Origin of the sequence: Kitasatospora sp. NPDC001547 (genome assembly GCF_042894165.1) — a bacterium.
GTDB lineage: Bacteria > Actinomycetota > Actinomycetes > Streptomycetales > Streptomycetaceae > Kitasatospora.
This window is the reverse complement of the sequence record NZ_JBIAVL010000014.1, coordinates 1-24038: the sequence shown is the minus strand read 5'-3', so window position 1 is coordinate 24038 and position 24038 is coordinate 1. Positions and strand designations below refer to the sequence as shown.

Annotated in this window: 19 protein-coding genes; 8 read left to right on the top strand and 11 right to left on the bottom strand. The window is 74.3% G+C overall.

Features of this window, described 5'->3' with window-relative positions:
• Positions 1–57: 57 nt before the first annotated feature.
• Both ACFY0X_RS24330 and ACFY0X_RS24325 read right to left on the bottom strand, forming a co-directional pair.
• Positions 58–831, bottom strand: a complete 774-nt coding sequence (locus tag ACFY0X_RS24330; RefSeq protein WP_387757485.1) for a leucyl/phenylalanyl-tRNA--protein transferase — start codon at positions 829–831, stop codon at positions 58–60.
• Positions 828–4187: an amino acid adenylation domain-containing protein gene (locus tag ACFY0X_RS24325; RefSeq protein ID WP_387757484.1), complete on the bottom strand. Its 3360-nt coding sequence runs from the start codon at positions 4185–4187 to the stop codon at positions 828–830. The genes ACFY0X_RS24330 and ACFY0X_RS24325 overlap by 4 nt, the downstream gene beginning before the upstream one ends.
• Before the next feature lie 274 nt (positions 4188–4461).
• On the opposite strand from ACFY0X_RS24325, the gene ACFY0X_RS24320 reads away from it, so the two are divergent.
• The gene (locus tag ACFY0X_RS24320) at positions 4462–7740 is read left to right on the top strand and encodes an EAL domain-containing protein (protein ID WP_387757482.1); all 3279 of its coding nucleotides are present in this window, start codon (positions 4462–4464) and stop codon (positions 7738–7740) included.
• A gap of 56 nt (positions 7741–7796) precedes the next feature.
• Here ACFY0X_RS24320 and ACFY0X_RS24315 read toward each other — a convergent pair whose 3' ends face one another.
• The gene (locus ACFY0X_RS24315) at positions 7797–8108 is read right to left on the bottom strand and encodes an ArsR/SmtB family transcription factor (protein ID WP_387757481.1); all 312 of its coding nucleotides are present in this window, start codon (positions 8106–8108) and stop codon (positions 7797–7799) included.
• Between the two features lie 243 nt (positions 8109–8351).
• On the opposite strand from ACFY0X_RS24315, the gene ACFY0X_RS24310 reads away from it, so the two are divergent.
• Entirely contained in the window at positions 8352–9809 is a 1458-nt protein-coding gene (locus ACFY0X_RS24310) for an MFS transporter (RefSeq protein ID WP_387757771.1), read from the top strand.
• Between the two features lie 102 nt (positions 9810–9911).
• Here the strand turns inward: ACFY0X_RS24310 and ACFY0X_RS24305 are convergent, their stop codons facing one another.
• From ACFY0X_RS24305 to ACFY0X_RS24295, 3 genes are all read right to left on the bottom strand, one after another.
• Positions 9912–11708, bottom strand: a complete 1797-nt coding sequence (locus ACFY0X_RS24305; RefSeq protein ID WP_387757479.1) for an alpha/beta fold hydrolase — start codon at positions 11706–11708, stop codon at positions 9912–9914.
• A 103-nt stretch (positions 11709–11811) separates the two neighbouring features.
• Positions 11812–13050 (bottom strand): putative PEP-binding protein, encoded by a 1239-nt coding sequence (locus ACFY0X_RS24300; RefSeq protein ID WP_387757478.1) that lies wholly within the window; start codon positions 13048–13050, stop codon positions 11812–11814.
• Positions 13051–14964, bottom strand: a complete 1914-nt coding sequence (locus ACFY0X_RS24295; RefSeq protein WP_387757476.1) for an FAD/NAD(P)-binding protein — start codon at positions 14962–14964, stop codon at positions 13051–13053.
• Between the two features lie 450 nt (positions 14965–15414).
• Here ACFY0X_RS24295 and ACFY0X_RS24290 point away from each other — a divergent pair, with 450 nt between their 5' ends.
• Both ACFY0X_RS24290 and ACFY0X_RS24285 read left to right on the top strand, forming a co-directional pair.
• Complete coding sequence (locus tag ACFY0X_RS24290; RefSeq protein WP_387757475.1) at positions 15415–16506, top strand: hypothetical protein; 1092 nt, start codon at positions 15415–15417, stop codon at positions 16504–16506.
• A 23-nt stretch (positions 16507–16529) separates the two neighbouring features.
• Positions 16530–17393, top strand: coding sequence for a DUF3592 domain-containing protein (locus ACFY0X_RS24285; RefSeq protein WP_387757473.1), 864 nt, complete (start codon positions 16530–16532; stop codon positions 17391–17393).
• Between the two features lie 133 nt (positions 17394–17526).
• Here the strand turns inward: ACFY0X_RS24285 and ACFY0X_RS24280 are convergent, their stop codons facing one another.
• The gene (locus tag ACFY0X_RS24280; RefSeq protein ID WP_387757472.1) at positions 17527–17910 is read right to left on the bottom strand and encodes a VOC family protein; all 384 of its coding nucleotides are present in this window, start codon (positions 17908–17910) and stop codon (positions 17527–17529) included.
• Positions 17911–18267: 357 nt separating this feature from the next.
• Between ACFY0X_RS24280 and ACFY0X_RS24275 the strand changes: the two genes are divergently transcribed.
• On the top strand, positions 18268–18897 hold the full coding sequence (locus ACFY0X_RS24275; RefSeq protein WP_387757471.1) for a hypothetical protein: 630 nt from the start codon (positions 18268–18270) through the stop codon (positions 18895–18897).
• A gap of 59 nt (positions 18898–18956) precedes the next feature.
• A complete protein-coding gene (locus ACFY0X_RS24270; protein WP_387757469.1) occupies positions 18957–19847 on the top strand; it encodes a methyltransferase domain-containing protein in 891 nt (296 codons plus the stop codon).
• A gap of 175 nt (positions 19848–20022) precedes the next feature.
• Here the strand turns inward: ACFY0X_RS24270 and ACFY0X_RS24265 are convergent, their stop codons facing one another.
• From ACFY0X_RS24265 to ACFY0X_RS24255, 3 genes are all read right to left on the bottom strand, one after another.
• Entirely contained in the window at positions 20023–20289 is a 267-nt protein-coding gene (locus tag ACFY0X_RS24265; protein ID WP_387757467.1) for a hypothetical protein, read from the bottom strand.
• Positions 20290–20375: 86 nt separating this feature from the next.
• On the bottom strand, positions 20376–20741 hold the full coding sequence (locus tag ACFY0X_RS24260) for a hypothetical protein (protein ID WP_387757465.1): 366 nt from the start codon (positions 20739–20741) through the stop codon (positions 20376–20378).
• Positions 20742–20909: 168 nt separating this feature from the next.
• The gene (locus ACFY0X_RS24255; protein ID WP_387757464.1) at positions 20910–21638 is read right to left on the bottom strand and encodes a dienelactone hydrolase family protein; all 729 of its coding nucleotides are present in this window, start codon (positions 21636–21638) and stop codon (positions 20910–20912) included.
• 194 nt (positions 21639–21832) lie between these two features.
• Between ACFY0X_RS24255 and ACFY0X_RS24250 the strand changes: the two genes are divergently transcribed.
• Positions 21833–23062, top strand: coding sequence for an alpha/beta hydrolase family protein (locus ACFY0X_RS24250; protein ID WP_387757463.1), 1230 nt, complete (start codon positions 21833–21835; stop codon positions 23060–23062).
• A gap of 30 nt (positions 23063–23092) precedes the next feature.
• On the opposite strand, the gene ACFY0X_RS24245 is transcribed toward ACFY0X_RS24250, so the two are convergent.
• On the bottom strand, positions 23093–23464 hold the full coding sequence (locus tag ACFY0X_RS24245; protein WP_387757461.1) for a winged helix-turn-helix transcriptional regulator: 372 nt from the start codon (positions 23462–23464) through the stop codon (positions 23093–23095).
• Positions 23465–23500: 36 nt separating this feature from the next.
• Here ACFY0X_RS24245 and ACFY0X_RS24240 point away from each other — a divergent pair, with 36 nt between their 5' ends.
• Positions 23501–23899, top strand: coding sequence for a YybH family protein (locus tag ACFY0X_RS24240; protein WP_387757460.1), 399 nt, complete (start codon positions 23501–23503; stop codon positions 23897–23899).
• The last annotated feature ends 139 nt before the right edge of the window (positions 23900–24038 follow it).

The window sequence follows — 24038 nt, the reverse complement described above, 5'->3', positions numbered from 1 at the left end:
CAAAAACCAGGTCCGCGCAGGTTTACCCGCAGGTCATCCTGGTTTACCGGAGCCGGATCACCCTGCCCGGCCGAGCCGCGCCGCCGGCAACGGCGCCCCGTCCAGCACACCGGCCCCGCCCCCGCCCGCCAGCTCCGCCAGGTAACGCGAGCGCGCCATCGGCTCGGCCCCGAGGCTCCGCACGTGCGGCCCGTCCCACTGGGCGTCGAGCAGCCGCCCGCCCGCCGCGCCGAACCGCGCCCCGAGGTCGGCGACGGCGACCCGGGCGGCGTCCGGGCGGCGGTGGAACATGGAGTCCAGGCTCAGCACCGGGCCGACCGCGACCCCGAACACCCCGCCGATCAGCTCCTCCCCCTCCCACACCTCCCCGCTGTGCGCCGCCCCCAGCTCGTGCAACCGCAGCAGCGCAGCCGCCAACTCTTCGGTGAGCCAAGCCGGTTGGCGCCCCTCGGCGCAGGCCGCCAGGACCTGCCCGAAGACCCGGTCGGCGCTGGTCCACCAGGAGCACCGGTTGCGCAGCCGCCGCGCCAGCCGGCTCCCGAGCCGTACACCGTCGGGCGCGATCACCGGCCGGGGGTCGGGCGACCACCAGGCCAGCGCGTACGGGTCGGCGCCGCCCGGCAGCAGCGCCACCCCGCCCGCCTCGACGGCGTCCCCGTACACCGCCTCGTTGTAGGCGCTCGCGTACACGTCCGCCGCCGGCAGCGGGAACAGCCCGCGCCGGTACGCCGCCAGCAACTCCCCGGCCGCGAGCCCCCCGAGTGACCCGCCGAAGGCCACCGGGCCGTCTCCGGGGCCGAGTCGGACGTCGAGCGAGTCGAAGACGGTCACGGCACCGCCGCCCGCAGGAACCCCTCCCGCTCCAGGCCCGCCAGGTAGTGGTCGATCAACCCGGCGTCCACCGGCGGCAGTTCGACCCCGCTCCCGGCCAGCGCCGCGTCCGCGCCGGCCCGTTCGAACAGCGGGAACGTCGGCCGGAAGTACATCTCGCTGATCGACAGCTCCGACCCCGGCGCGCGGTCCACGAACAGCGGGACGAACGGCGCGATCGGGTGCGTCGGGTTCCCGGCGGCGAACCGGACCAGCCGCTGCACCCAGTCCCCGTACGGGAGTGGGGCGATCCGGTGGCCGCGCGCCCGCAGCCGCTCGGCGAGGTCGGCGAGGACGCCCGGCCGGGGGGAGGTGAGGTGGTAGACCTCGCCGGCGGCGGGCGCGTGCGCGGCGATGTGGGCGATTGCGCGGGCGAAGCGGTCGGCGGGGACGAAGTCGAGCAGCAGCCGCACGTCGGGGCAGGTGCCGCTGTCGGCCAGGTAGGCGATCAGCGCGCACAGTTCGGTACCGGTGTTCATCACCCCGTCCGTGAGGTCCCCGGTGACGTCGTTGGTGCGCAGCACGGTGACCGGCAGCCCGGCGGCGGCCGCGTTGTGCAGCAGCTGTTCGGCGACCCACTTGCTCTCGACGTAGCCGACGCCGAGCCGTTCCGGATGGGCGAGCGGGGTCCGCTCGGTGACCTTGGCGACGCCGGCCGCGCCGAAGCCGGCCAGCACGGCGAGGGTGGAGAGGTAGTGCACGGGGATGCCCCGGCTGTGCCCGGCGAGGCGGACGACCTCCCGGGTGCCGCCGACGTTGGCCTGCCGCAACTGGTGGTACGGGTAGAGGAAGTTGACCTGCCCGCCGAGGTGGTGGATCGCGTCCAGGTGCTCGGCCAGCCAGTCGAACCTGTCGTCCGTCAGCCCGAGCCGGGGCCGGCTGAGGTCGCCGACCAGCGGGACCACCCGCGGGTCGGCGAGGTCGTGCCGCAGGAAGCGCTGCTGCGCCGCCCGCAGCCGTTCCAACGCGTGCTCCTCGTCGGGCGCGCGGACCAGGCAGTGCACGCGCGCCCGGGTGGTGGCGAGCAGCGCGTGCAGCAGGTGGGCGCCGCAGAAGCCGGTGGCGCCGGTGAGCAGGATCTCGGCGGGGTCGGCCCGGGAGGGGGCGGGGCTCCAGGACTGCCGGAGGTCCTCGGTGAGCCGGGCCTCCGCGAACCAGTCGACGCCGGTCTCCCGCACGCCGGTCTCCCGGACCACGGGGGCCGGGGTGCGCGCGGCCCGCAGCGCCCCGGCGAAGGCGCGCAGCACGGGCTCGCGCAGCAGTGCCCGGGTGAGCGCCCGCACCTGCCCGATGTCGACGCCGAACATGATCCGTGCCCGTGCCAGCATCTCCATCGCCAGCAGCGAGGTGCCGCCGAGTGCGAAGAAGTCGCCGTCCGGGCCGACGTGTTCGAGGCCGAGCAGCTCCGCCCAGAGCTGTCCGACGGCCGCCTCCACCGCCGCCGCTCCGGCCGGGCCGGGCGGGGGCGCCGGCTCCGGGGTCGGCTCCGCCGGGCGCTCCGGCGGTCCCACCGCCGGTCCGGGCGCCGGGCGCACCGGTGCCTGCGGCAGCCGCCGCCGGTCGATCTTCCCCGCCGCCGTGAGCGGCATCGCCTCCAGCGGCACGAACTCGGCCGGCACCAGGTACTCCGGCAGCCGCTCGGCGAGGAACGCGCGGATCGCCCCGGCCCCGCCGGCCGCCCCGGCGGCGGGCGTGTAGTACGCGGTGAGCGTGCGGCTGCCGTCCGCCGCCTCGCCGTCGGCCGCGACCCGGGCCTGCCGGACGTCGGGGTGGGCGGCCAGGACGGCCTCGATCTCGGCCGGGTCCACCCGGTGCCCGCGCACCTTCACCTGGTCGTCGAAGCGCCCGAGGATCTCCAGCCGCCCGTCCGTGCGCCACCGCCCGGCGTCGCCGGTGCGGTACATCCGCTCACCGGGCAGCGGCGCGTACGGGTCGGGCAGGAAGGACTCGGCGGTGAGCCCGACCTGCCGCCAGTAGCCCCGGGCCAGGCCGGGCCCGCCGAGGTGGATCTGCCCCTTCTCCCCGGGCCGGACGGGGCGCAGCCGGGCGTCCAGCACGTGCACCCGCACCCCGGGCAGCGGCCGCCCGATCGGCACGGGTGCGGCGGCGGTGCCCTCCGCCCCGCCGAGCAGGTCCGCCGTGACCTCGCAGAGCGTCGAGGTGACGGCCGCCTCGGTGACCCCGTACGCGTTGAGCAGCCGGGTGCCCGGCAGCCGCTCCAGACAGCGCCGGCAGTCGTCGGCGTGCACGGCCTCCCCGCCGACCACCACCAGCCGCAGCCCCCGGGGGCCGGGCCCGCCGGGCGGGAGCAGGTCGAGCAGGTGGTGCCAGTAGGCGGGGGTGAAGTCGGCGACGGCCAGGCCCAGCCCGGGCAGCCGGCCGGCCAGCTCGGTGGGCGCCCAGGTGCCGCCCGCGCTCCCGCCGCCGCCCAGCACCACCGCCGCACCGGCGAGCAGCGCGCCGAACACCTGCTCCAGCGCGGTGTCGGAGCCCAGCGCGGCCAGTTGCAGGACGCGTTCGCCGGGGCGCAGCCGGTAGGCGTGGACGATCCGGTCGAGGGTGAACAGCAGCGCACGGTGGGTGACCGGGACGCCCTTGGGGCGGCCGGTGGTGCCGGAGGTGTAGATCAGGTAGGCGAGGTCGTCGGGGACGGCGCCGCCGCCGTCGGAGAGCCTCCCGGCGTACGGGGACTCCCCGGCGGACGGGACCTCCCCGGGAGGCGGGAACTCCCCGGCCGCGCCGCCCTCCGGCCCGAGCACGGGCACCCGGGGCGCCCCCGGGAACCCGTCACCGTCCGCGACCACCACCCGCGCCCCGCAGTCCTCGACCAGCCGGGCCAGTCGCCGCCGGGGGTGCGCCGGGTCCAGCGGCAGGAAGGCCCCGCCGGCCTTGAGCACGGCCAGCCAGGCGGTCACCAGGCCCGTCCCGCGCTCCAGGCAGACCGGCACCACCTGTTCCGGGCCGGTCCCGCGGGCCCGCAGCGCGGCGGCCAACCGGTCGCTGCGCAGGTCGAGTTCGCGGTAGCTCAGCGTGGCGCCGTCGGCGACGACGGCGACCGCCTCCGGGTCGTGCGCCGCCCGCGCGCGGAACAGTCCGTGCACCGTGTCGGCGAATCCGGCCGCCGCCCGCCGTACCGGGGTCCCGTCGGGGAAGCCCAGTTCGGCCGGGCGCCACTCGCGTTCCACCCAGTCCCGGCAGTCGGCCCGCCGGGCCGGCCCGTGGACCTGCCACCAGCCCGCCGGGACGGTCAAGTCCCCCGGCCAGATCGCGTACTGACCGTCGTCGTTGCGGACCACGGCGTGACGGCCGGAGCTCACATCCGTTCGTACGCCCCGTGCGCTGTCTACTGCGTCGTCCACCGGCTTGACCTCGTGCTGTGGCGGCAGAATGCTTGGGAGTGCGACATTTCCGACTATACGCACTCATGGCCCGTCGAGGACGTCCGGTCGCACCCCCACCGGACGCCTCGCTGCTGCGCGAAAGCGCTCACCCGTCCCACCGGGCACAGGCCCCGCACGCCTGGCCCGCCCAGCCCTCGCCCGAACTCCCCCGCCCGACCGGCGGGGTGATGTCGCGGAGGAGGTAGCCTCGTTGACTCGCCGGCGACAACACCTGATGGTCTGCTACCTGCTCTGGATGGTGCTGTTCACCGGCATCTACTACGTGAACCCGGGCCAGCGGATCATCTGGTGGACGGGCATCGGCCTCGGCGGCGTCGCCGCCATCGTGGTCGGCGTCCGCCTCAACCGTCCCGCGCACGCGCGCTTCTGGTACGTGCTGGCGCTCGCCAACCTCAGCTTCACCGTGGGTGAGGTGGTGCAGGCCGTCCAGCTGGACATCCTGCACCTGCCCAACCCGTTCCCGTCCGTCGCGGACGGCTTCTACCTCGCCGAGTACGTGCTGTACGCGATCGGCGTGCTGGGCTTCATCCGCTGGCGCACGGCCCGTCAGGACCTCGCCGGACTGCTCGACGCGCTCATCCCCACCATCGGGCTGGCCCTGCTCGCCTGGATCTACCTGATCCTCCCGTACGCCCGGAACCCGGACCTCACCTGGTTCCAGCGGGCCGTCTCGATCGCCTACCCGCTCGGCGACGTGGTGGTGCTCGCCCTGCTGATGCGCCTGCTGACCGCACGCGGCGGCAACTCCCGCTCGCTGCAGCTGCTCGCCGTCGGCTCGCTCGGCATCCTGGTCTCCGACGTGCTGTACGGGCTGATCCAGCTGCACGGCACCTGGCACATCGGCACGCCCGTCGAACTCGGCTGGGCCGCCTTCTACACCGCCTGGGGCGCGGCCGCGCTGCACCCCTCGATGGTCGAGCTGACCCGGCCGGTGCCCACCCAGCACCCGGACCTGAGCCCCGCCCGGCTGGCGCTGCTCACCCTCGCCTCGCTGATCGCCCCGACGATGCTGATCATCGAGTCGCTGGCCGGCAACACCAGCAACGCGGGCGTGATCGGCGCCTTCTCCGCGCTGCTCTACCTGCTGGTGCTGGCCCGGCTGGCGGTGGTGGTCTCCGCCCGCAGACAGGCCCTCGCCCGCGAGCGGGCGCTGCGCGAGGCGGGCGCCCGGCTGACCGGGGCCGTGACGGTGGAGGAGGTCGCGGACGCCGTCCAGTCCGCCGCCTCCACCCTGATGCCGGCCGAGGCCGGGCACGTCGCCCTGCTGGCGGTGACCGAGGACGGCGTGCTGCACGTCCGGCACGCCGGGAGCGGCGCCGCCCGGCCCCGGCCGGGGGACGCCGCGTCGTCCGACCAGGTGCTCGAACTGGCCGCCGCCCGGGAGACCCTGCTGCTGCCCGTGGCCTCGCTGGGCCTGGAGGCCGTCGGCCCGCCCGACGGCACCGCGAAGGCCGGGGGCTCGAAGAACGGCAGCGCTAAGGCCTGGGGCGCGAAAAACGGCAGCGCGAGGAACGGCAGCGCGAGGAACGGTGCCGCGCGGCCCGACGGCGAGCGGCGCGGCCGCCTCGGCGGCATGCCGTACGCCCTGGTCTGCCCGCTCACCCTCGCCGAGCGCCCCTCCGGCGACCCGCTGATCGGCGCGCTCATCGTCACCGGCACCGAGCAGGAGCTGACCAGCCTCTGGAGCTCGCTGGAGATCCTCGCCGCGCAGGCCGCCCTCGCCGTCGAGCGGGTGGTGCTGAGCCGGGAGGTCACCCGCCGCAACAGCGAGCTGTACTTCCGCACCCTGGTGCAGAACGCCAGCGACGTCATCCTGATCCTCGACGCGGACGACGGCGTGCGCTACGCCTCCCCGTCCGCCGAGACGGTGCTCGGCCACCCGGACCTGGCCGGCACCCTGCTGACCGACCTGGTCCCGCCCGAGGACAGCCGGGAGGTCGGCAAGGCGCTGGCCCGGATGCGGGAGGCGGCCGACCAGCCCCGGGGCGAGCAGCCGCGCGAGCACTGGCGGCTGCTGCGCCAGGACCGCACCCCGATCGAGGCCGAGGTCCGCTTCAACGACCTGCGCGCGGACCCGACCGTCGGCGCCCTGGTGCTCACCCTGCGCGACGTGACCGAGCAGCGGCGGATGGAGCGGGAGCTGACTCACCGGGCCTTCCACGACTCCCTGACCGGCCTGGCCAACCGGGTGCTGTTCCAGGACCGGGTCGGCCACGCGCTGTCCCGGGGCGAGCGCAGCGGGGCGGTCACCGGGGTGCTCTTCATCGACCTGGACGACTTCAAGGTGGTCAACGACACCCAGGGCCACGCGGTCGGCGACGAGCTGCTGGTCGCCGTCTCGCTGCGGATCTCCACCGCGCTGCGCGCCTCGGACACCGCCGCCCGGCTCGGCGGCGACGAGTTCGCCGTGCTGGTGGAGGACGCCAGGCGGCCGGCCGACGTGGACACCATCGCGGCCGGGGTGCTGGCGGTGTTCGCCGAGCCGTTCCGGCTGAAGTCGGGCGCGGTCCGGGTGAGCGCCAGCATCGGCGTGGCGACCACCGAGGACAGCGTGGACGCCGCCGAGCTGCTCACCCACGCCGACCTCGCGCTCTACTCCGCCAAGGCGGCCGGCCGCCGCCAGTGGTGCCACTACCGGCCGGCCCTGCAGACCGGGATGGTGGAGCGGCACGAGCTGAACGAGCACCTCGACTCGGCGATCGCGGAGTCGGCCTTCCAGCTGTACTACCAGCCGATCGTCGACCTGCGCTCGGGCGATCTGGTCGCCTTCGAGGCGCTGGTCCGCTGGCCGCACGACCGGCGCGGCATGGTGCTGCCCGACGAGTTCATCGCCCTGGCCGAGGAGAGCGGCCAGATCGTCCCGCTCGGCGCCTGGGTGCTGGAGCGCGCCGCCCAGGAGGCCGCCGCCTGGCAGGCCGCGAGCTCCGCGGCCCGTACCGCCGCCGGCCGGCCGCCGCTGCGGGTCAACGTCAACGTATCGGCGCGCCAGTTCCGCGACGCCGGCTTCGTGGACGTGGTCCGCCGGTCGCTGGCCACCTCCGGCATCGACCCGCACACCCTGGTCCTGGAGCTCACCGAGTCCGTGCTGATGCGCCGCGACGACCGCATCCACGCCGACATGGCCACCCTGTCCGGCCTGGGCGTCGGCATCGCCATCGACGACTTCGGCACCGGCTACTCCTCGCTGTCCTACCTGCGCGAGTTCCCGATCTCCCTGCTCAAGATCGACAAGTCCTTCATCGACGGCCTCGGCCACTCGCCCCAGCAGTACGCCCTGGTCGAGGGCATCACCCGGATCGCCGACACCCTCGGGGTCCAGGTCATCGCCGAGGGCATCGAGCACCCCGAACAGCGCGACCTGCTCGCCGCCATGGGCTGCCCGCTCGGCCAGGGGTACCTCTTCGCCCACCCCATGGACTCCCCCAGGGCCCGCGCCCTGGTCGGCGGGACCTCCTTCGAACCGGCCTAAGGCCCCGGAGACCTCCGACGAACCGGCCCGAGGCCCCGGGACCGGGCCCCGGAGGGTCAGGAGTTCGCGCGGACCAGGTCGAGCAGCCCCGGGAAGCGCCGGTCCAGGTCCTCGCGGCGCAGGGTGGCCGCACGGCTGTTGCCGCGGTCGACCTGGCGGATCAGGCCCGCCTCGCGCAGCACCCGGAAGTGGTGGGTGAGCGTGGACTTGGAGACCGGGAGGTCGAAGGAGGCACAGGTGCGCGCCGTCCCCTCGGCCTCCCGCAGCAGGGCGGCGACCACCCCGTAGCGCAGCGGATCGGCGAGCGCGTTGAGCACCGTGCGCAGATCCATCTCCTCGGTCGAGGGGTGGCCTTCCGGGTCGGGCATCGGATCCTCCATCGCCAGGCGTCCTCAGGTACGGGTTGCATCGTACCTCGATCGCATGACACCGTGAGGTTCGACCAAATCCGTACCTGGCCGTCCGGACCGACGGCCGGTCCAGCCTGGAGTCACGCCGTCTTGCGCACCCAGAGCCCGCCCTCCGCCGCACCCTCCGCCGACGCGGAGGGCCCGTACCCCGGCCGCACCCTGACACTGGCCGCCGTCCTCCTCGCGGTCTTCGTCGTCCCCATGTCCATCTCCGGCACCGCGGTCGCCCTCCCGCGGATCGGCGCCGGCACCCACGCCGACCTGGCCCCGCTCCAGTGGGTGGTCAACGCCTTCAACGTGGCCTTCGCCTGCTTCACCCTGGTCTGGGGCTCGGTCGCCGACGTGATCGGCCGGGTCCGGGCCTTCGCGGCCGGCGTCGCCCTCTACGCCCTCGGCTCACTGGCCAGCGCCGTCGCCACCGACGTCCGCTGGCTGGACGCCGCCCGCGCGCTCGCCGGCATCGGCGGCGCCGCGATCTTCTCCTGCGGCGCGGCGATCCTCTCCACCGTCTTCGCCGGTCCGGCCCGCGCCAGGGCCTTCGCGCTGTTCGGCACCACCGCCGGGGTCGGCGTCGCCATCGGCCCCTCCCTGGCCGGCGTGCTGGTGCAGGGCGTCGGCTGGCGCTGGGTGTTCGCCCTGCACGCCGTCGCCCTGGCCGCGGTCCTGCTCGCGCTGCCCGCGATCTCCCGCGCCGTGCCCGCCGACACCCGCGGCGGACGGATCGACGTCCCCGGCAGCGCCCTGTTCGTGCTCGCCATGGTGCTGCTCACCACCGCCATCGTGCAGGGCTCCCAGTGGGGTTGGGGCAGCGCGGGCGTCCTCGGCCTGTTCCTCGGCGCGGCCCTCGTGCTGGCCGTTTTCGCCGTCGTCGAGCGGCGCAGCGCCCACCCGGTGCTGGACCTCGGCCTGCTGCGCGACCGCCGCTTCCTCGGCCTCTGCCTGGTGCCGGTGGCCGCCTCCTTCGGCTTCGTCACCCTGCTCACCTACCTGCCGAGCTACCTCACCGCCGTCACCGGCCGCGGCACCGGCGCCGCCGGACTGCTGATGCTGCTGCTCACCGCGCCGGTGCTGGTCCTGCCGCTGCTCGCCGCCGGGCTGGTCTCGCGCGGCGTGCCCGCGCTCACCCTGATCCTCCTCAGCCTGGCCTGCCTGGTGGCCGGCGACCTCGCCCTCACCCTGCTCTCCCCCTCCGTCACCGTCCTGCTGCTCGCCGTCCCGATGCTGGTCACCGGCGCCGGGATGGGCCTGTCCGCCGGGCTGGTCGACGGCCAGGCGCTGGAGCTGGTCGAGCCGGCCAAGGCGGGCATGGCGGCCGGCTTCCTCAACACCCTGCGCCTGGGCAGCGAGGCCGTCGCCGTCGCGGTGTACGGCTCCGCGCTGGCCACCGTGCTGGGCACCCGGATCGCCGACGGCATCGGCGCGCACCCGGGTGCCGCCCGGGCCGGCGAGGTCGCCGACCGGGCGGCCGGCGGGGACCTCGCGGGCGCCGCCGAGCTGTCCGGCGCCACCGACCGCCGGGCCTTCACGGACTTCCTCGCGCACTCCTACGACTCCGCGTTCCACTCCGTGCTGTGGGGCCTGGCGGCCGTCGGCGCGGTGCTGGGCGTCGTGATCGCGGCGCTGCTGCGCGGCGGCGAGCGGCGGCGGCCCGAGGCCTGACCGGTGCCCGTGCCCGTGCCCGTGCCGGTGCCGGTGCCGGTGCCGGTGCCGGTACCGATGGGAGCGGCCCGCCACGGCGGGCCGCTCCGGAGGCCGTTCGGATCAGCCCAGCGGCAGCTCCAACCGGGACTCGCTCCCGCTCGGCGAGCCGATCGTGACGGTGCCCTTCTTCGCGGCGTAGGAGTACAGGTCGTCACGGCTGTTGACGACCAGGGCCAGCCGGTGGCCGCTCCGCACGTCGTACGAGGCGGCCTGGAGCTTCCAGCCGACGGTGGTGTCCGCGTCCGGGGTGAGACCGGTCGCGGTGTACGGCTCGTGGGTGATGATCCGCGCGGTGCCGTCCGGGGCGACGTCGAACAGGTAGGCCACCAGGGTCGCGGCCTCCTCGGTGCTGCGCACCGTGAGCCGGACCTCGGCGGCTCCCCTGATCCGGCGCGCCGCGTCGCCGCTCTGCGCCGTCAGCTCGTCCGTCGACCAGGACAGCAGCCGCGACGGCTCGAACTGCTCCAGGTCGTAGCGCTTGGGATTGCCGAACCACTCCTTCCCGCCGGTCGCGAGGAGCTCCCCCGCGTTGGCCTCGGTCGCGGAGCCGGCGGTGAAGTCCCGTGACCACCCGGCGGCCGGCTTGTCGGTCAGCGCGCCCTCGCCGGTGAGGTGCCAGGTCTCCCCGCCGGTGGTGATCTCGCTCCACGACGCGTAGGACTCCCGGTGCGCGGGGACGGTGATCTTGTTGCCGATGACGGTGCGGGTGGTCTCGTAGGTGAACATGGACTGGTTGACCACCTGCGGCCAGGTCGGCACCTCGTTGTCCCGGTCGAGCAGGTAGTGGTCCAGCCAGGCGTAGGCCTCCTGGATCGGTACCTCCAGGCCGGGGAACGGCAGTCCGGACACCAGGCCGGCCAGGCCGGGGCCCTCGGGGGCGCCGTGGTCGCCGATCCAGAGGTTGAGGTGCTTCGGCACCGTCAGCTCCTCGAACGTCTCGACCACCGGGCCGACCGGGAAGAGCGTCTCGTGCCAGGTGTTCGAGATGAACGTCGGGATGCCGCGCTCGTTCGTCCGGCCCACGTGGGTCTGCGGGGAGCGCTTGGTGCCCCAGGCGACGACCTTGTCCAGGTTCTCGCCGTTCTCGAAGTCCTTGAGGATCCGGACGGTCTCCTCGTCGAACTTCTCCTCCAGCACCTCCGGGTCGCCACCGGTGAAGCCGATCAGCGCCTTGACGGCGGCGGTGTGCCGGGTGCCGTTGTCGTAGAGGCTGGTGGCCAGGTTGCCCCAGGTGCTCAGGGCGACGACCGCGTCGACCCTGTCCTGCGGGTCGTGGGCGGCCACCAACTGGCTGATCCCGGAGCCGTAGGACTCGCCGAGGAATCCGATCCGACTGGGCTCGAAGTACCGCTCCGCGAAGTCGATCACCCTCGCGCCGTCGGCCCAGTCCTTGTCGCCGCCGACGTCGATGAACCCCTGGGAGGTGGACAGCCAGCCCTTCTTGCCGAGGCCGCGCGGGGTGTAGGCGAGGACGTGGTACCCCTTTCGCGCCAGCGTGAGGTACAGGTACAGGAAGGGCAGCCAGCCGTACGGGTTCCAGCCTGCGGGCACGATCACGACCGGGTGGGGCCCGCCGTCACGGAGCTTGACGGCGAGCCCCGAGAGCCGGACGTCGTCGGCGCCGTCGATCCCGGGGAGCTCGGTCGTGGCCTTCTCCCGCACCTCGGCCACCAGTTCCGCCAGCGCCGGCGGCAGCTGCACGCCCGACTCGCCCCGGAGCGCCGCGAGCAGGGCCTCGGACACCCCCAGGACGGACGCGCTGGGGGTGAGGCCGTCGCCCCAGACGCCGTTGGTGGCGATGTCGGTGAGCGTGGCCTCCGTGATCGACGGGATCGGCTCTCCACTGATGCTGGTCATGCGAACCACCCTTTCCGCAACGGATACTGACCGCATCCTGGTCACGGCGGACGGAATCAAACTGACTCATCATCAGATTCACTGGAACGAGTGGACTCTGCGGTCAGCTCCTGACGACGGCGGAAGGATCTTCACACCCGCCGAGGAGCCGTTCCCGGAGTTCGGCGGTGCACATCATGTAGCCGTCCGGGGTGGGCACGTGGGCGAGGTAGTGGGCGAGGTCCGAACCCAGCGCGAACACCCGCACCGGGGTGCCCGTGGCACGCGCGGACTCCACCACCCTGCGCAGCCCGTCCAGGACGGCCGGGTGCCGGGTCTGGTAGGACTCCGCCACCAGGTGGTTGCCGCGGTCCGCGGCGAGGTAGAACTGCACCAGGTCCTTCACCCCGACGAACAGTTCGCCGGCGCCGGCCGCGCAGATCTCCGCCGTGGCGTGCACCGCCGCGGGCGTCTCGATGAACGCGGACAGCGGCACCTCGGGCGGCAGTTCGAGGTGCTTCCTGAGCTGGGCGAACTCCTCCGCGTCGTTCAGGAACGGGACGGACAGGTGCACCCGGCCGGCGGCGTCGCCGAGCCGCTCGCGCAGCGAGCCCAGCATGGCGTGCAGCGCGTCCCGGTAGGCGGCCGACCCCAGCAGCCAGCGGGCGCCGTGCAGGCCCAGCTCGGGGTTGGGTTCGACCGCGACCGGGGCCTGCTCGGTGACGCTGGCGGCGTGGTCGGAGCGGAGGTCGAGCATCCTCAGGACCAGCCGCTGGCCGGGCAGCAGCGCCTCGACGAAGGTGCACAGCCGGTCCGCGAGGGCCCGTCCGTAGGCCACCGCCTCGGCGGGGCCGCCGGCCAGCGAGTCGAGCGGGCTCAGCGCCGCCGCCAGGCAGAGGAACTCCTCCCGGATGAAGAAGCACTCGACCCGCTCCGCCTCCGGGCCGCAGGAGTTGATCGTGCGGATGTCCCGCAGGTCCGCGATGACCGCGCACGCCGAACCGAGGTCGTCCAGCGAGGGGCGCCCGGGCCCGGCACTCCGGTCGGCCCCTGCCCCGAGCACGATCGACTCGCTCTCGAGGTCCACCACCACCTCGCCGACCAGGAGGTCGAGGTCCTCCTGGTCGACGCGGAGCACCGGTATCCCGCGGCCGCGGCAGAGCGACTGCATGTGGCCGGTCAGCCCACCCTCACCGCAGACGACCGCGCGGGCCACCACGATCGCCTCGTACAGGCCCGCGTCGAGGGAAGGGGCGACGAGGACGGACCCCTCCAGTGGACGTCTCGTGCGATTGCAGGCACCTCGCACTTCGCTCTGTGTACCACCGGTCAGCAGGGATCCCTGAATCCGTCGCCCGTTCAACTACTCCTCCTGTTCTTCGGCGGTCGCCAGTCCCAGCTGTCGGCGCAGTTGTCGTGGCGTCACGGAAACATCGGTGAGCCGTTCGACCGCGGCCCGGTTGACGGCCACCCTCATCAGGCGGTCGTGCCGGGCGGCATCCGCCGCGTGGGCCGGACGTTCGCCCATGGACCGAATGCGGGTCTCCAGTTGGTAATCGAGCCTCTCCCGCTCGATTCGACCGCGTGAGGCCAATCTCCTCGCCTCCATAACCACAGCGTCCTCGAATCCTCCCGGCGCCGCTTCCTCCAGATTGCCGTCACCTCCGTGGCGCCGGGCGAGGAATTCGGCCACGCCTTCGGCCGTGTTCCGCGGGGAAATGCCGGCGCCCGGTTCCGGTTCCGGTTCCAGTTCCAGTCGTTCCACCACGTGGGCGGCCACCGCGATCGAGTGGTTCTTGATGGCGGCGAGATTGAAGGTGAACGCACCGGTCCGCCCGTTGCGCACCATCTCGTCGCCCTCCCGCAGCACGCCGACCGCGGAGATCGGGCCGGGCTCCCCGTCGGCGCCCAGCAGCACCCCCCGCGCGTCGACCTCCAGGCCGCGCCCGGTGCGCTCGTGGGGTACCGCGAGCCCGCGCCGCAGGACGTTCCGCCAGAGCGGCTGGTCGACCCTGCCGTAGTCCGACTCCCGGCCGAAGTTGGACACCACCAGGTCCGCCTCGATGGCGTGCGTCCGCTCCGGGGACGCGACCGACACCGCCAGCCGGCCCGACTCCACCGGCCGGACCCCCTCCACCTTGCCGACGACCAGCCTCACCGGCCCGTCCACCGGGTGCATGGCGCGCTCGATGACCGCCATCGTGTACTCCAGCACCCCGACCCGCAGCGCGGCCAGCGCGGTCCCGAACTCGTCCAGCAGAGCCCGCAGTTCCGCGGACGGGATGCGCTCGACGGCCTCCGGCAGGTGCGGCTCCCACGCCTTGACCACCCGCTCGGCGACCACCGCCGGGGCGATGTCGGGATGCTCCCGGACGACCGTCGCGCACGCCGCGTCCCACTCGGCCCGCAGCCGGGCGAGGAACTCCTCACGGTTCCGGTAGGGCTCCAGCAACGACTTCGGGCAGGGCAGGCGCACCACCCCGTGCTCGTGGCCGCCGGGGTACGTCCGGAACAGGGTGCCGGTTCTGGAGATCAGGTGGATCCGCCCGGTGTGGCCCCGGCGCAGCAGGAGGCCCGCCGAGTCGTAGGCGCTCAATACCGAGCCGACGATCGCGACCGTTGCCTCGGAACGGAGGTCCGCGAGCTTCCGGATTCCGGCCGCGGAGTAGGGGTTGCGCACGAAGGACGCATGGGTGCGGACCTCGGAGGCGAAGGCCGGCTCCCGGAGTTCGAGACCGGTCGCGAGGACGACGTGGTCGGCGCGGAGCACGGTGGCCGCCCGGCCCGGACCGCCTTCCACGGCGAACCGTTCCACCGTCACGTCGACGCGGCCGGATCGGACTTCGAGGTCGACCGCTTCGCCGTCCGCCTCGACGAGCACGACACCCGGGCTGGCCTCACGCCGCGCCTCGGCCAGCCGGTCGACCAGGTAGTCCTGGAAGATCCGTCGGGGCGCCGGCCCCTGCTCGACGAACCGGAGGCCGGCCCAGGGCTCCGGCCAACCGCCGCGGTCCGCCTCGTGGTTGGCCCAGCGGACGAAGTCGAGCACGTCCTCGCGGAACACCGACATCCGGCCCGCCTGGATGTTGAACACGTGGTCCCAGGGGTTGCCGTCCCGGTGGTAGGCGACCCCGGCGCACCGGTAGTCGGGACGCCGTTCCAGCAGGACGATCTCCAGCGGCCCGCGCGCGAAGCAGAGCAGCCGGATGGCCGTGGCCGTCCCGGCCAGGCCCGCCCCGACTATCAGGACTCTTGGACACGTACCCGTTCGACTCATGGTGAAGCCTCCCCCTCGAAGGATGGGAACCCGGCCCCGCCGCCCCGGACGCCGGACACGGGTTCTGCCGGCGACGTGCCGCCCGGAAGGAGCGAAGCGCTGTCCGAACTACGGCGATCGGCCGCCCCGCCCCTTCCACCCCGGCCGCGTTCCCGGAGCTCACGGGGAAGGGAACCTTCACCGGCCCCAGGATCCTAGAACAGGCGATCCACCACGTCATGACGACCGGTCAGGAACGTTTGCGGCGCGGGTGAGGAGGTTGCCTCGGGCGCCTCGGGTGCGGCGGGCACGGCGAGTGCGGGGAGTGCGGGGGAGTGCGGGGAGTGCGGCGGGCGCCACGGTTACGGCGGACACGGCGATGCGGCGGTTACGGCGGTTACGGCGGTTACGGCGCAAGCTTGTTGGCACAGGACCTGTCGGCCGTCGACCCCACCCGGCACAATCACCGGTATGACGACGACCACCGGCGCGCCGCCTGGACGCAACACCCCGGTCGCCCTCGCCCGCGGCTTCCTGACCGGGGGCGTGATCGGCGGCTCGCTCGCCGCGATGGTCGTCGGCGTCGTGGTCGAGAAGGTGCCGCTGCTCGTCGGGGGCCTGGGCGTGCCGATCGCCTACGGCCTGCTGCTGCTCCTCGCCGACCGGCCGCGGCAGGCCCGGGAGGCCGCTGTCGTCCCGCGTACCGCGCTCGCGACGGTCGAGAGCCTGACCGCCGCCGAGACGAAGCTGACCGACGTGCCGGTGCGCTTCGACCTCACCGTCGTGCCCGACGAAGGGCCCGCGTTCCGGGTGGAGTTCACCCAGGACGTCAACGTCGTCGACCTCCCCGACCACCGGCCGGGCGACGTCCTGGTGGTCCGGTATCCGCCGGACCGGCCGTGGCTGGTGAGGATCGTGAAGCGGCCGACTCCGGAGTGGGAGGAACGGGCGGCCGGCGCGCGGCTCGACGCCGTGCCCGGCGCGGCCAGGGTGAGCGAGCCGCCCGAGGTCCGTGCCGTCGGCTTCCTCGGGCTGCTCGGCCTGTTGCTCGGCGCGGCGGCCGTCGTCCTCCTGTTCCGGGCGGACCTGTTCGAGCGGAAGGCCACCGCCCAGCCGCCCCCGTCCGCGACGCCGACGGTCTCCTCGACGTGGTCGTCCACCGTGGTGACGGCGGGCTCCGGCACCGTCGTGCTCGGCGCCGGGCAGTCCTTCCTCGACGGCGGCGAACTGCGCCTCGCCGTCGACTCGCTGACCCGGCAAGGGGACTCGCACCTGGTGACCGGCCTCACCGTCACGGACCGCACGCTGTCGGTGGTGTTCTCCTCGGCCGATACGAATGCCCGGGAGTTCGATCCGCTGGAACTGCCCTACGAGCGGCTCCCCGCCCTGGTGGAGGAGGCGAGAAACACCCTCGGCGCCCAGGCCCCGCGGGACTGGAGCATCGTCGTCCACCGCCTCACCGGCACCGTCACCATCGTGGTCAGCGCGACCGGGGCCGAGGGAAGCGCCGTACTGGAGGCCGACGGCCAGGGCGGGGTGCGGCGGCGCACCTCATCGCACTGATCACGGACAGGAGCGGGTCACGCATGGACTGGCACGGAGTTCTGGCGCTGTGGTGCGGGGTGTTCGGCCTCGTGGCGCTGGTCGGGTACGGCCGGTCGCTGGCCGGCGTGACCCGGGCGCAGCGGACGGTCCGCGCGACGGGCCGGATCGAACGGGTCCGGGAGCCCCGGAACGGGAGCTCCGACAGGGACGGGATAGCGGTCGTCGTCCGCTTCCAGGACCCCTCCACCGGCGAGGAGTTCACCGTCACCAACGACGGCGACTGCGGCGACCGGATCACCACGGCCTGGGTGGGCCGGGAGATCGGAGTCCACTACCCGCCGGGGATGCCGCACGCCTTCCGGTTCGCCAACGACCCCCACGAGCGGAGCCGGGGGCTCGCCTGGCCGAACTCGGCGGTGTTCCTGATCTACGTCGGGCTGGTGGTCGTCGCCTCGATCGACTGGGGCTGGCCGTGGGCCCTGGTCGCGGTCTGCGGGCCTCTCACCGTCCTGACCGCGTTCCACCTGCCCGGGGAGAGGCGGACGACGAGAAGCCGGCTCGACGCACTGGCCGCCATGGTGTCCGTGCCGGGCCCCGTCGTCGCCGTCCTCAGGACCGTCGCGACCGACGCGGACGGTGACGTCCGGACCAGCCGGACACCCGTCATCGCCTTCACCACCCAGGACGGAACGGCCGTCACCGCCTACTACCCGTCGGCCCTGCCCGACCGCGCCGTCGTGCACGGCCAGGAAGTCACGGTCCACTACGCGCCGGGGGATCCGGCCGACTTCACACCGGACCTCGCGGCCACCCGCCGATCCGTGGCCGGGAACGTCGGCTTCGCGGTCACGGCGCTCGTCGTCATGGCGGCGGCGACGGTCGCGGGCGTGGTCCTGCTCCGGTGACGCCGCCGGAGCCTGGCAGGGCGCCGGCAGCGGGTCCGGCGGCGGGTCCGGGATCCTCCCGATGCGCCCCGCATCGTGCCGCGGCGGCCACCGGGCCGTCCCCCGGCTTCCCGGCCAGGGCGCCGCCCGGGCCTCAGGGGTTCGTAGCGGCCCGGTCGGACTCGCTGCGCAGCACGCAGAACTCGTTGCCCTCGGGGTCGGCGAGGACGGCCCACCCCGAACCGTCGGGGTTCCGGTGGTCGCCGACGAAGGCGGCACCGAGGCCCAGCAGCCGGTCCACCTCCTGGTCGCGCGAGGTCTCGGGGCGCAGGCACAGGTGGACCCGGTTCTTGACCGTCTTCGCCTCGGGCACCTGGTTGAAGTACAGCACCGGGCCGTCCGCCAGCAGCACCTGGGTCTCGTGGTCCCCCGGCCGGCAGTCGGGATCCAACGGCCGACCGGTCACCCTGCTCCAGAACCGGGCCAGTTCATAGGCGTCCGCACAGTCGATCGCCACGTTCTGCAACACCGAAACCATGCGGGCGAGTCTTCCCGATCTCCGCGCCGCGCGCCACCGGGTCGGCCCGGCTCCCGACGGACCCGGTCCTCACGGGCCTGCTGCCACGCTGATCCGCGACGGTACCGCGTGACCGGCGGCTCGGTCGGCGTGCGGCCGGCGCCGTCCCGGTGACCGACCCCGAGGAGTGGGAAGCCGGCCCGGCCGGCTTCCCACTCCTTCGCACTCCGTCCCCACTGCGCGTCCCGGCCAACCGCGCGGTTTCGGCCGGATCCGCCGTCCCAGGAGCGGTGTTCCGGCCTCCGTTCGTGTCCGCCCCGCACGAGTCGCCGCCGTCGCCGATCCTGGGCGCAGCTGACGACACCCGGAGGTGGACGGATGAGGACCAGGTTCAGGACCCGGACCGGAGTGCGCGCGGTGGCCGCCGCCCTGCTGGTCGCCGCGGCGACCGCCCAGGCCGCGACCCCGGCGCAGGCGCAGAGCGCCCGCCCCGGCATGCTCACCGTCGCGGACCTGCCGCCGGACGACCTCACCTGGCAGGGCGGCGCGTCGGACCAGCCCGGCGGGGGCTTCGACACCCGCTGTCTCGCCGACTGGAACCGCCCGAGCGTCCCCGAGGAGAACATCTGGAGTGCGGACTTCCTCACCTCCGAGACCGCCTCCGCCTACGAGCGGGTCTACGTGCTGCCGACCGAGGCCGAGGCGATCGCCCTCGCCGACTCCGCCCGGCAGTACTACGCCGGCTGCGCGGGCCGGCAGCAGGCCCAGTACCCGGGCGACGTGGTGACCGGCCAGGACCACGGCACGGTCGACGTCGAGGAGGGCGCGACCGTCGGCGGCATCCACCTGAAGTACGTCACCACGTGGAGCGGCCACGTCGACGTCCTCTACGGCGTGGGCCGGGACGGCAACACCGTCGCCCTGGTCGAGTGGGAGAGCAACTGGACCCAGCCCGACGTCCCCGCGTTCAAGGAGACCGTCCGGGCCGCCGTGAACAAGCTGTACTGATCCCGAGGGCCCGGTGGGGCATGACCTGGCGGTCCGTCATATCCGTCTATGGTGACGCCATGACCGACCCGCGCCCCACCTCGGCCTTCCACCGCGCCAACGCCGACCCGGCGGTCACCGACCGGCTGATCGCCGCGCTGGACGCCCAGGCCGCCAACCCCGGCGTACGGCGGCTGCGCGCCTGGGCACACGCCGAACTCGCCGTACGCCCCGGCGAGCGCGCGCTGGACGTCGGCGCGGGCACCGGGTCGGAGACCCAGGTGCTCGCGGCGGCGGTCACCCCGGAGGGCGGCGCGACGGACGGCGGAACGGGCGACGCGACGGGCAGCGGAACGGGCGGCGCGATCGGTGGTGCGATTGGTAGTGCGATCGGCGTCGAGCCCAACCCCGGGCTGCGGGCCGTCGCCGAGCGGCGTGCCGCCGAGGCCGGCAGCCCGGCCCGGTTCGTGGACGGCGACGCGCTCGCACTGCCGCTGCCGGACGGTGAGTTGGACGCGGTCTGGTGCGAGCGCGTCCTCCAGCACCTCACCGATCCGGCGCGGGCCGTCGCCGAAATGGCCCGGGTGCTGCGCCCCGGCGGTCGGGTCGCGCTGCTGGACACCGACTGGTCCACCTTCCTGATCCATCCGGCCGAGCCGGACGTCCAGTCCGCGCTGGCCACCGTCGTCCGGGACGCCGCCGCCCGACCCGACGCCGGGCGCAGCCTCGCGGGCTGGCTGGTCGAGGCGGGGCTGACCGTCGACCGGCTCGGCGCCGACGTCCTGCTGCACGACTCCCACGCCACCGGCGGGCCGCTCGTCCGCGGGCTCGGCGCGGCGGCCGTCGAGCGGGGTCTGATCACCGAGGAGCAGCGCGACCGGCTGTACGCCGATCTCGACGCGGCCGCCGGGGCCGGGGCGTTCCACCTGTCGGTGACGATGTTCGCCGCCGTCGCCCACCGGCCCCGCTGAGCCCTGCCCGGCCGCCCGCCCGCATCCCTGTCTGCCCAGTCTGCCTGTCTGCCTACCCGTCTGCCGGCGCCGCACCACCGGTCGTCACCTCCGGGGCGGCGGCCCGCGCGATCACGGACGGCGACCGCCGGGCGGTACGGACACGGCGGCGGGACCACGGGTCGCCGCGGGGCGTTCAGAGCCGGTGCAGCGCCGCCTCGCAGAGCCGGCAGCGTTGCTGCTCCAGCTCCGGCGGGTACCACGGTTCACCCGGCCGGGCGGGGCGGAAGTGGGCGTGCTCCATCGGAGCGGTGTCCAGCCCGCAGAGGGTGCGCGGCTGCGGGTCCTCCGGAACGTCCGGGTCCTGGCCGGCGGCGTGCACCCCGACCACGCCCGGGCCGACACCCTCGGGGCCGAGGGCCTGGTCCGGGGCCATTTCGAAGAGGACGACGATCGCAGCCACGGTCCCACCGTGGAGGGCCGCGGCCGTCCGCGCATTTCGATCTTCACCCCGCCGAGGGCTCGGCGGGGAAGCCGGGGGTCCGGCCACTACTCCTGGTAGCAGGGGCCGCCCGGCTCGGCGTCCGGCGAGCCCAGGGCGACGCCGAGCAGGAGGAACAGCACCACGGCGGCCACGACCAGCACCACCCACTTGACCTCCGGTTCGATGCCCTCCGGCAGCACCAGCGCCAGCAGGGCCTGCAGCAGCACCAGCAACACGGTGATGCCGACCCAGGCGAACGGCATGCTCATCGCCATCGACGCCCGGGTCGGCGCGTCCATCCCGAACGGGCAGGCGTCCCACCTCCGCGAGGCCAGGGCCGTCGCCAGCGCGGTGCCCGCCGCCGCGAGCACCGGCCCGGCGAGGAACCACGCGCAGCCGCCCGATCTACCGTCCTTCTCCGTTGCCGCCATCCGTGCTCGTTCCCCCTCGTCCGACCTGCGATCCGTGATGCGTGATGCGTGATCGCGTTTCCGAGGTGCACACGCCGCGGGATCCCCGCCCGGTTCCTGGGATCGGAGTGCGGCGCTCCGGCTGTCGCCGGGTCGGCGCCCGGCCGTCGGCAGGTCGTCGCCGTCCGGCTACAGCCGCTCGGCGAGCGCCTCGTGGACCCGCCGCCAGGCGTCGGCCGTCGCGGCGGCGTCGTGGTCCGCCGGGCGGTCGGCCGCGAAGCCGTGCCGGGCGCCCGGGTAGGTGACCAACTCGTGCTCGACCCCGGCCGCGGTCAGCCGCCGCTCGGCCTCCTGCCACTCCTCCAGCGGGAGGATGTGGTCCAGCCCGCCGCAGAAGCCCAGCAGGTACACGCCGTTCGCCGCGATCCGCTCGGCCGTCTCCAGCGGCGGCACCGGACCGACCAACGGGAAGCCGGAGTTCAGCAGCCAGCCCGGGTAGAACACCGCGGCCAGCTCGAAGCGCAGCTCGGTGGCCGCCCGTACGGCGATGTGCCCGCCCATGCTCGTCCCGACGAACGCCACCCCGCGCCCCTCGGCCAGGCCCCGGGCGGCGGCGAGCGCCTCGGCGGCGTCGGCGACCAGCTCGTCGCGGTCCAGGGCGCGCATCAGCACCAGGCCCGCCTCGCGTTCCTCGGCGGCGTAGCCGAGTTCCGTGCGCCGGGCGCTGCGCCAGTAGAAGTCCGGAGCCACCGCCACGTAGCCGAGGCCCGCCAACTCGGCGCAGACGCCCCGAAGGTAGTCGTTGACCCCGTACAGCTCCGAGCAGACCACCACCGCGCCACGCACCTCGCCCTCCGGCCGGTGCACGTACGCCTCGATCCCGCCCGGCGCGCCGAGTTCCTGCCACTGACCCGTCATCAGATCCCCCGTGAGTCATTCGGAAAGTGCCGCTGCGCATCGTAGTACCGGACACGGGTCGGCTCCGACCTCCGGCCGCCCGGAGCCGTTCCGCATCAGCCCGGGGGTGTAAATCCGTGGGCCAATGCCCGGCGACGGAGGATCAATCGGCGGGCCGATGACGTCCACCCGCCACGCGTGACAGCGTTCCACTCATGGACACCACGCCTGTCGCATCCCTCACCGGACCGACCCGCCGCCGCCTGCTGGGCGCCGCCCTCGCGCTGGGGGCCGTCGCGCCACTGGGCCTCACCCGCACCGCCTCGGCCGCGCCCGTTCCCGCTTCCCCTGCTGTCGATGCCGGGCGCCTCACCCTGCCCGCGCCCACCGGCCCGTACCCGGTGGGCATGGTGCCGCTGCACCTGCGCGACGAGTCCCGCCTGGACCCGAACGCCAGGCCCGGCCGGTTCCGCGAGCTGATGGCCACCGTCTGGTACCCGGCCCGCACCGCCGACGCCGGCGCGTACCCGCTCGCCCCCTGGATGACCGAGGGCGCCCTGAAGGCCTTCCTCGACGACGTCGGCTTCCCGATCCCCCTCGCGCTGGCCCCGCTCACCTCGGGCCACCAGGGCGCCCCCGTCCACCGGACCGGCCGGCCGCTTCCCGTGGTGCTCTACTCCCACGGCGCGGGCAGCCACCGCGCCGACCACACCATCACCGTCCAGGAGTTGGCCAGCCACGGCTTCGCCGTCGTCACCGTCGACCACACCCACGACGGGGTCACCGAGTTCCCGGACGGCACCGTCGTCACCCGGGACGGCGTCGACCCCGGGCTGTACCCGCGGGACTACGCCGCCGACCTGCTCTTCCTGCTCGACCGCGTCGTCGACCTCGCCAACGGGCGCAACCCCGACGTCGCCGGCCGCACCCTGCCGACCGGTCTGCTCGGCGGCCTCGACGCGCGGAACATCGGCGCCTTCGGCTGGTCCAAGGGCGGCACCGCCACCGCCCTCGCCATGGTCGCCGACCGCCGCATCCGCGCCGGGCTCTCCCTCGACGGCCCGATGGCCGCCAACCCCGCGATCAGCACCGACATCGACCGGCCCTTCATGCTGATGACCGCCGACTTCGCCCGGGCCACCAACCCGTACGCCGAGACCTTCTGGACCCACCTGCGCGGCTGGCGCCTCGACGTCCAGGCCACCGGCGCCGTGCACAACTCCTACGGCGACAACATGACGCTGATCCCGCAGGCGGGCCGGCTGCTCGGCCTGACCGAGCAGCAGATCCGGTCCCAGGTCGGCACCCTCGACCCGGCCCGCGGCGTCCTCATCCAACAGGCGTACCCACGCGCCTTCTTCGACCTCCACCTGCGCGGCCGGCACTGCGGCGACCTGCTCGACGGGCCGTCGAAGGCCTTCCCCGAGGTGGTGTACCACCCCTGAGCCCCGCCGGCTCGCCGTCGCCCCCGCCCGTCAACCCCCGGTGAGGGTGACCCCCGTCCGGTACAGCTCCACCAGCAGCGGCCGCAGCGCCTCGCCCGCCGACGTCAGCCGGTACGAGGTCCGCACCGGAAAGCCCGGCAGCCGCTCCCGCACCACCAACGCCCGCTCCCCCAGCGCCTGCAGGCGCTCCGCCAGCACTTTCGAGCTGATCTCCGGCAACCGCGCGCGCAACTCCCCGTTCGAGGCGGGGCCGTGCATCAACTCCCGCAGCACCAACGTCGTCCACCGCCCGGCCACCGCCGCGAGCGCCACCTCCACCGGGCAGTCCGCCTCCGGTCGCACCGTACGGCCGCGCCCGTCCGGCACCAACTCCTCGTCCCAGAACCGTCCGCCGGTTCCCATTTGGTAACCCACGCCGGGCCGGTCTTCACTGCTCCCATGACTCACCCCGCCACCCTCCCCCTCACCACCGACCCGGCACAACACCCGGCCGTCTTCGCCGCCGCCTTCAACTCCGGCGACCCGGCCCTGCTCGCGCAGGTCTACGAACCCGGCGCCGTCTTCGTGCCCACCCCGGGCACCACCGCCACCGGCCCCGAACTCCACCGCGCCAACGCCGACTTCCTCGCCCTCGGCCTGCCCATCACCGTCCACCCCCGGCACACCTACGTGGCCGGCGACCTCGCCCTCCTCATCGTCGACTGGCAGATCACCGGCACCACCCCCGACGGCACCCCCGTCCACCTCACCGGCACCGCCACCGACGTCGCCCGCCGCGACCCCACCGGCCACTGGCGCTACGTGATCGACAACCCCTTCGGCACAGCGCATCCCTGAGCCGGACCACCGGGGGGGGGGGGGCCCCCCCCGGGGGGGGGGGGGGCCCCCGCCCCCGGGCCCCCCGCCCGCGCGCGCCCCCCCCCCCCCCAAAAGAGGCGAAAGGCCGAGGGGGGGGGGGGACCCCCGCCCCGATACA

Coding starts and splice junctions, on each gene's coding strand:
- ACFY0X_RS24260 (WP_387757465.1), bottom strand. CDS start 20,741: ATGGCGGCAACGGAGAAGGACGGTAGATCGGGCGGCTGCGCGTGGTTC.
- ACFY0X_RS24245 (WP_387757461.1), bottom strand. CDS start 23,464: ATGGGAACCGGCGGACGGTTCTGGGACGAGGAGTTGGTGCCGGACGGG.
- ACFY0X_RS24310 (WP_387757771.1), top strand. CDS start 8,352: ATGTCCATCTCCGGCACCGCGGTCGCCCTCCCGCGGATCGGCGCCGGC.
- ACFY0X_RS24290 (WP_387757475.1), top strand. CDS start 15,415: ATGACGACGACCACCGGCGCGCCGCCTGGACGCAACACCCCGGTCGCC.
- ACFY0X_RS24255 (WP_387757464.1), bottom strand. CDS start 21,638: ATGACGGGTCAGTGGCAGGAACTCGGCGCGCCGGGCGGGATCGAGGCG.
- ACFY0X_RS24295 (WP_387757476.1), bottom strand. CDS start 14,964: ATGAGTCGAACGGGTACGTGTCCAAGAGTCCTGATAGTCGGGGCGGGC.
- ACFY0X_RS24315 (WP_387757481.1), bottom strand. CDS start 8,108: ATGCCCGACCCGGAAGGCCACCCCTCGACCGAGGAGATGGATCTGCGC.
- ACFY0X_RS24250 (WP_387757463.1), top strand. CDS start 21,833: ATGGACACCACGCCTGTCGCATCCCTCACCGGACCGACCCGCCGCCGC.
- ACFY0X_RS24285 (WP_387757473.1), top strand. CDS start 16,530: ATGGACTGGCACGGAGTTCTGGCGCTGTGGTGCGGGGTGTTCGGCCTC.
- ACFY0X_RS24275 (WP_387757471.1), top strand. CDS start 18,268: ATGAGGACCAGGTTCAGGACCCGGACCGGAGTGCGCGCGGTGGCCGCC.
- ACFY0X_RS24270 (WP_387757469.1), top strand. CDS start 18,957: ATGACCGACCCGCGCCCCACCTCGGCCTTCCACCGCGCCAACGCCGAC.
- ACFY0X_RS24280 (WP_387757472.1), bottom strand. CDS start 17,910: ATGGTTTCGGTGTTGCAGAACGTGGCGATCGACTGTGCGGACGCCTAT.
- ACFY0X_RS24305 (WP_387757479.1), bottom strand. CDS start 11,708: ATGACCAGCATCAGTGGAGAGCCGATCCCGTCGATCACGGAGGCCACG.
- ACFY0X_RS24240 (WP_387757460.1), top strand. CDS start 23,501: ATGACTCACCCCGCCACCCTCCCCCTCACCACCGACCCGGCACAACAC.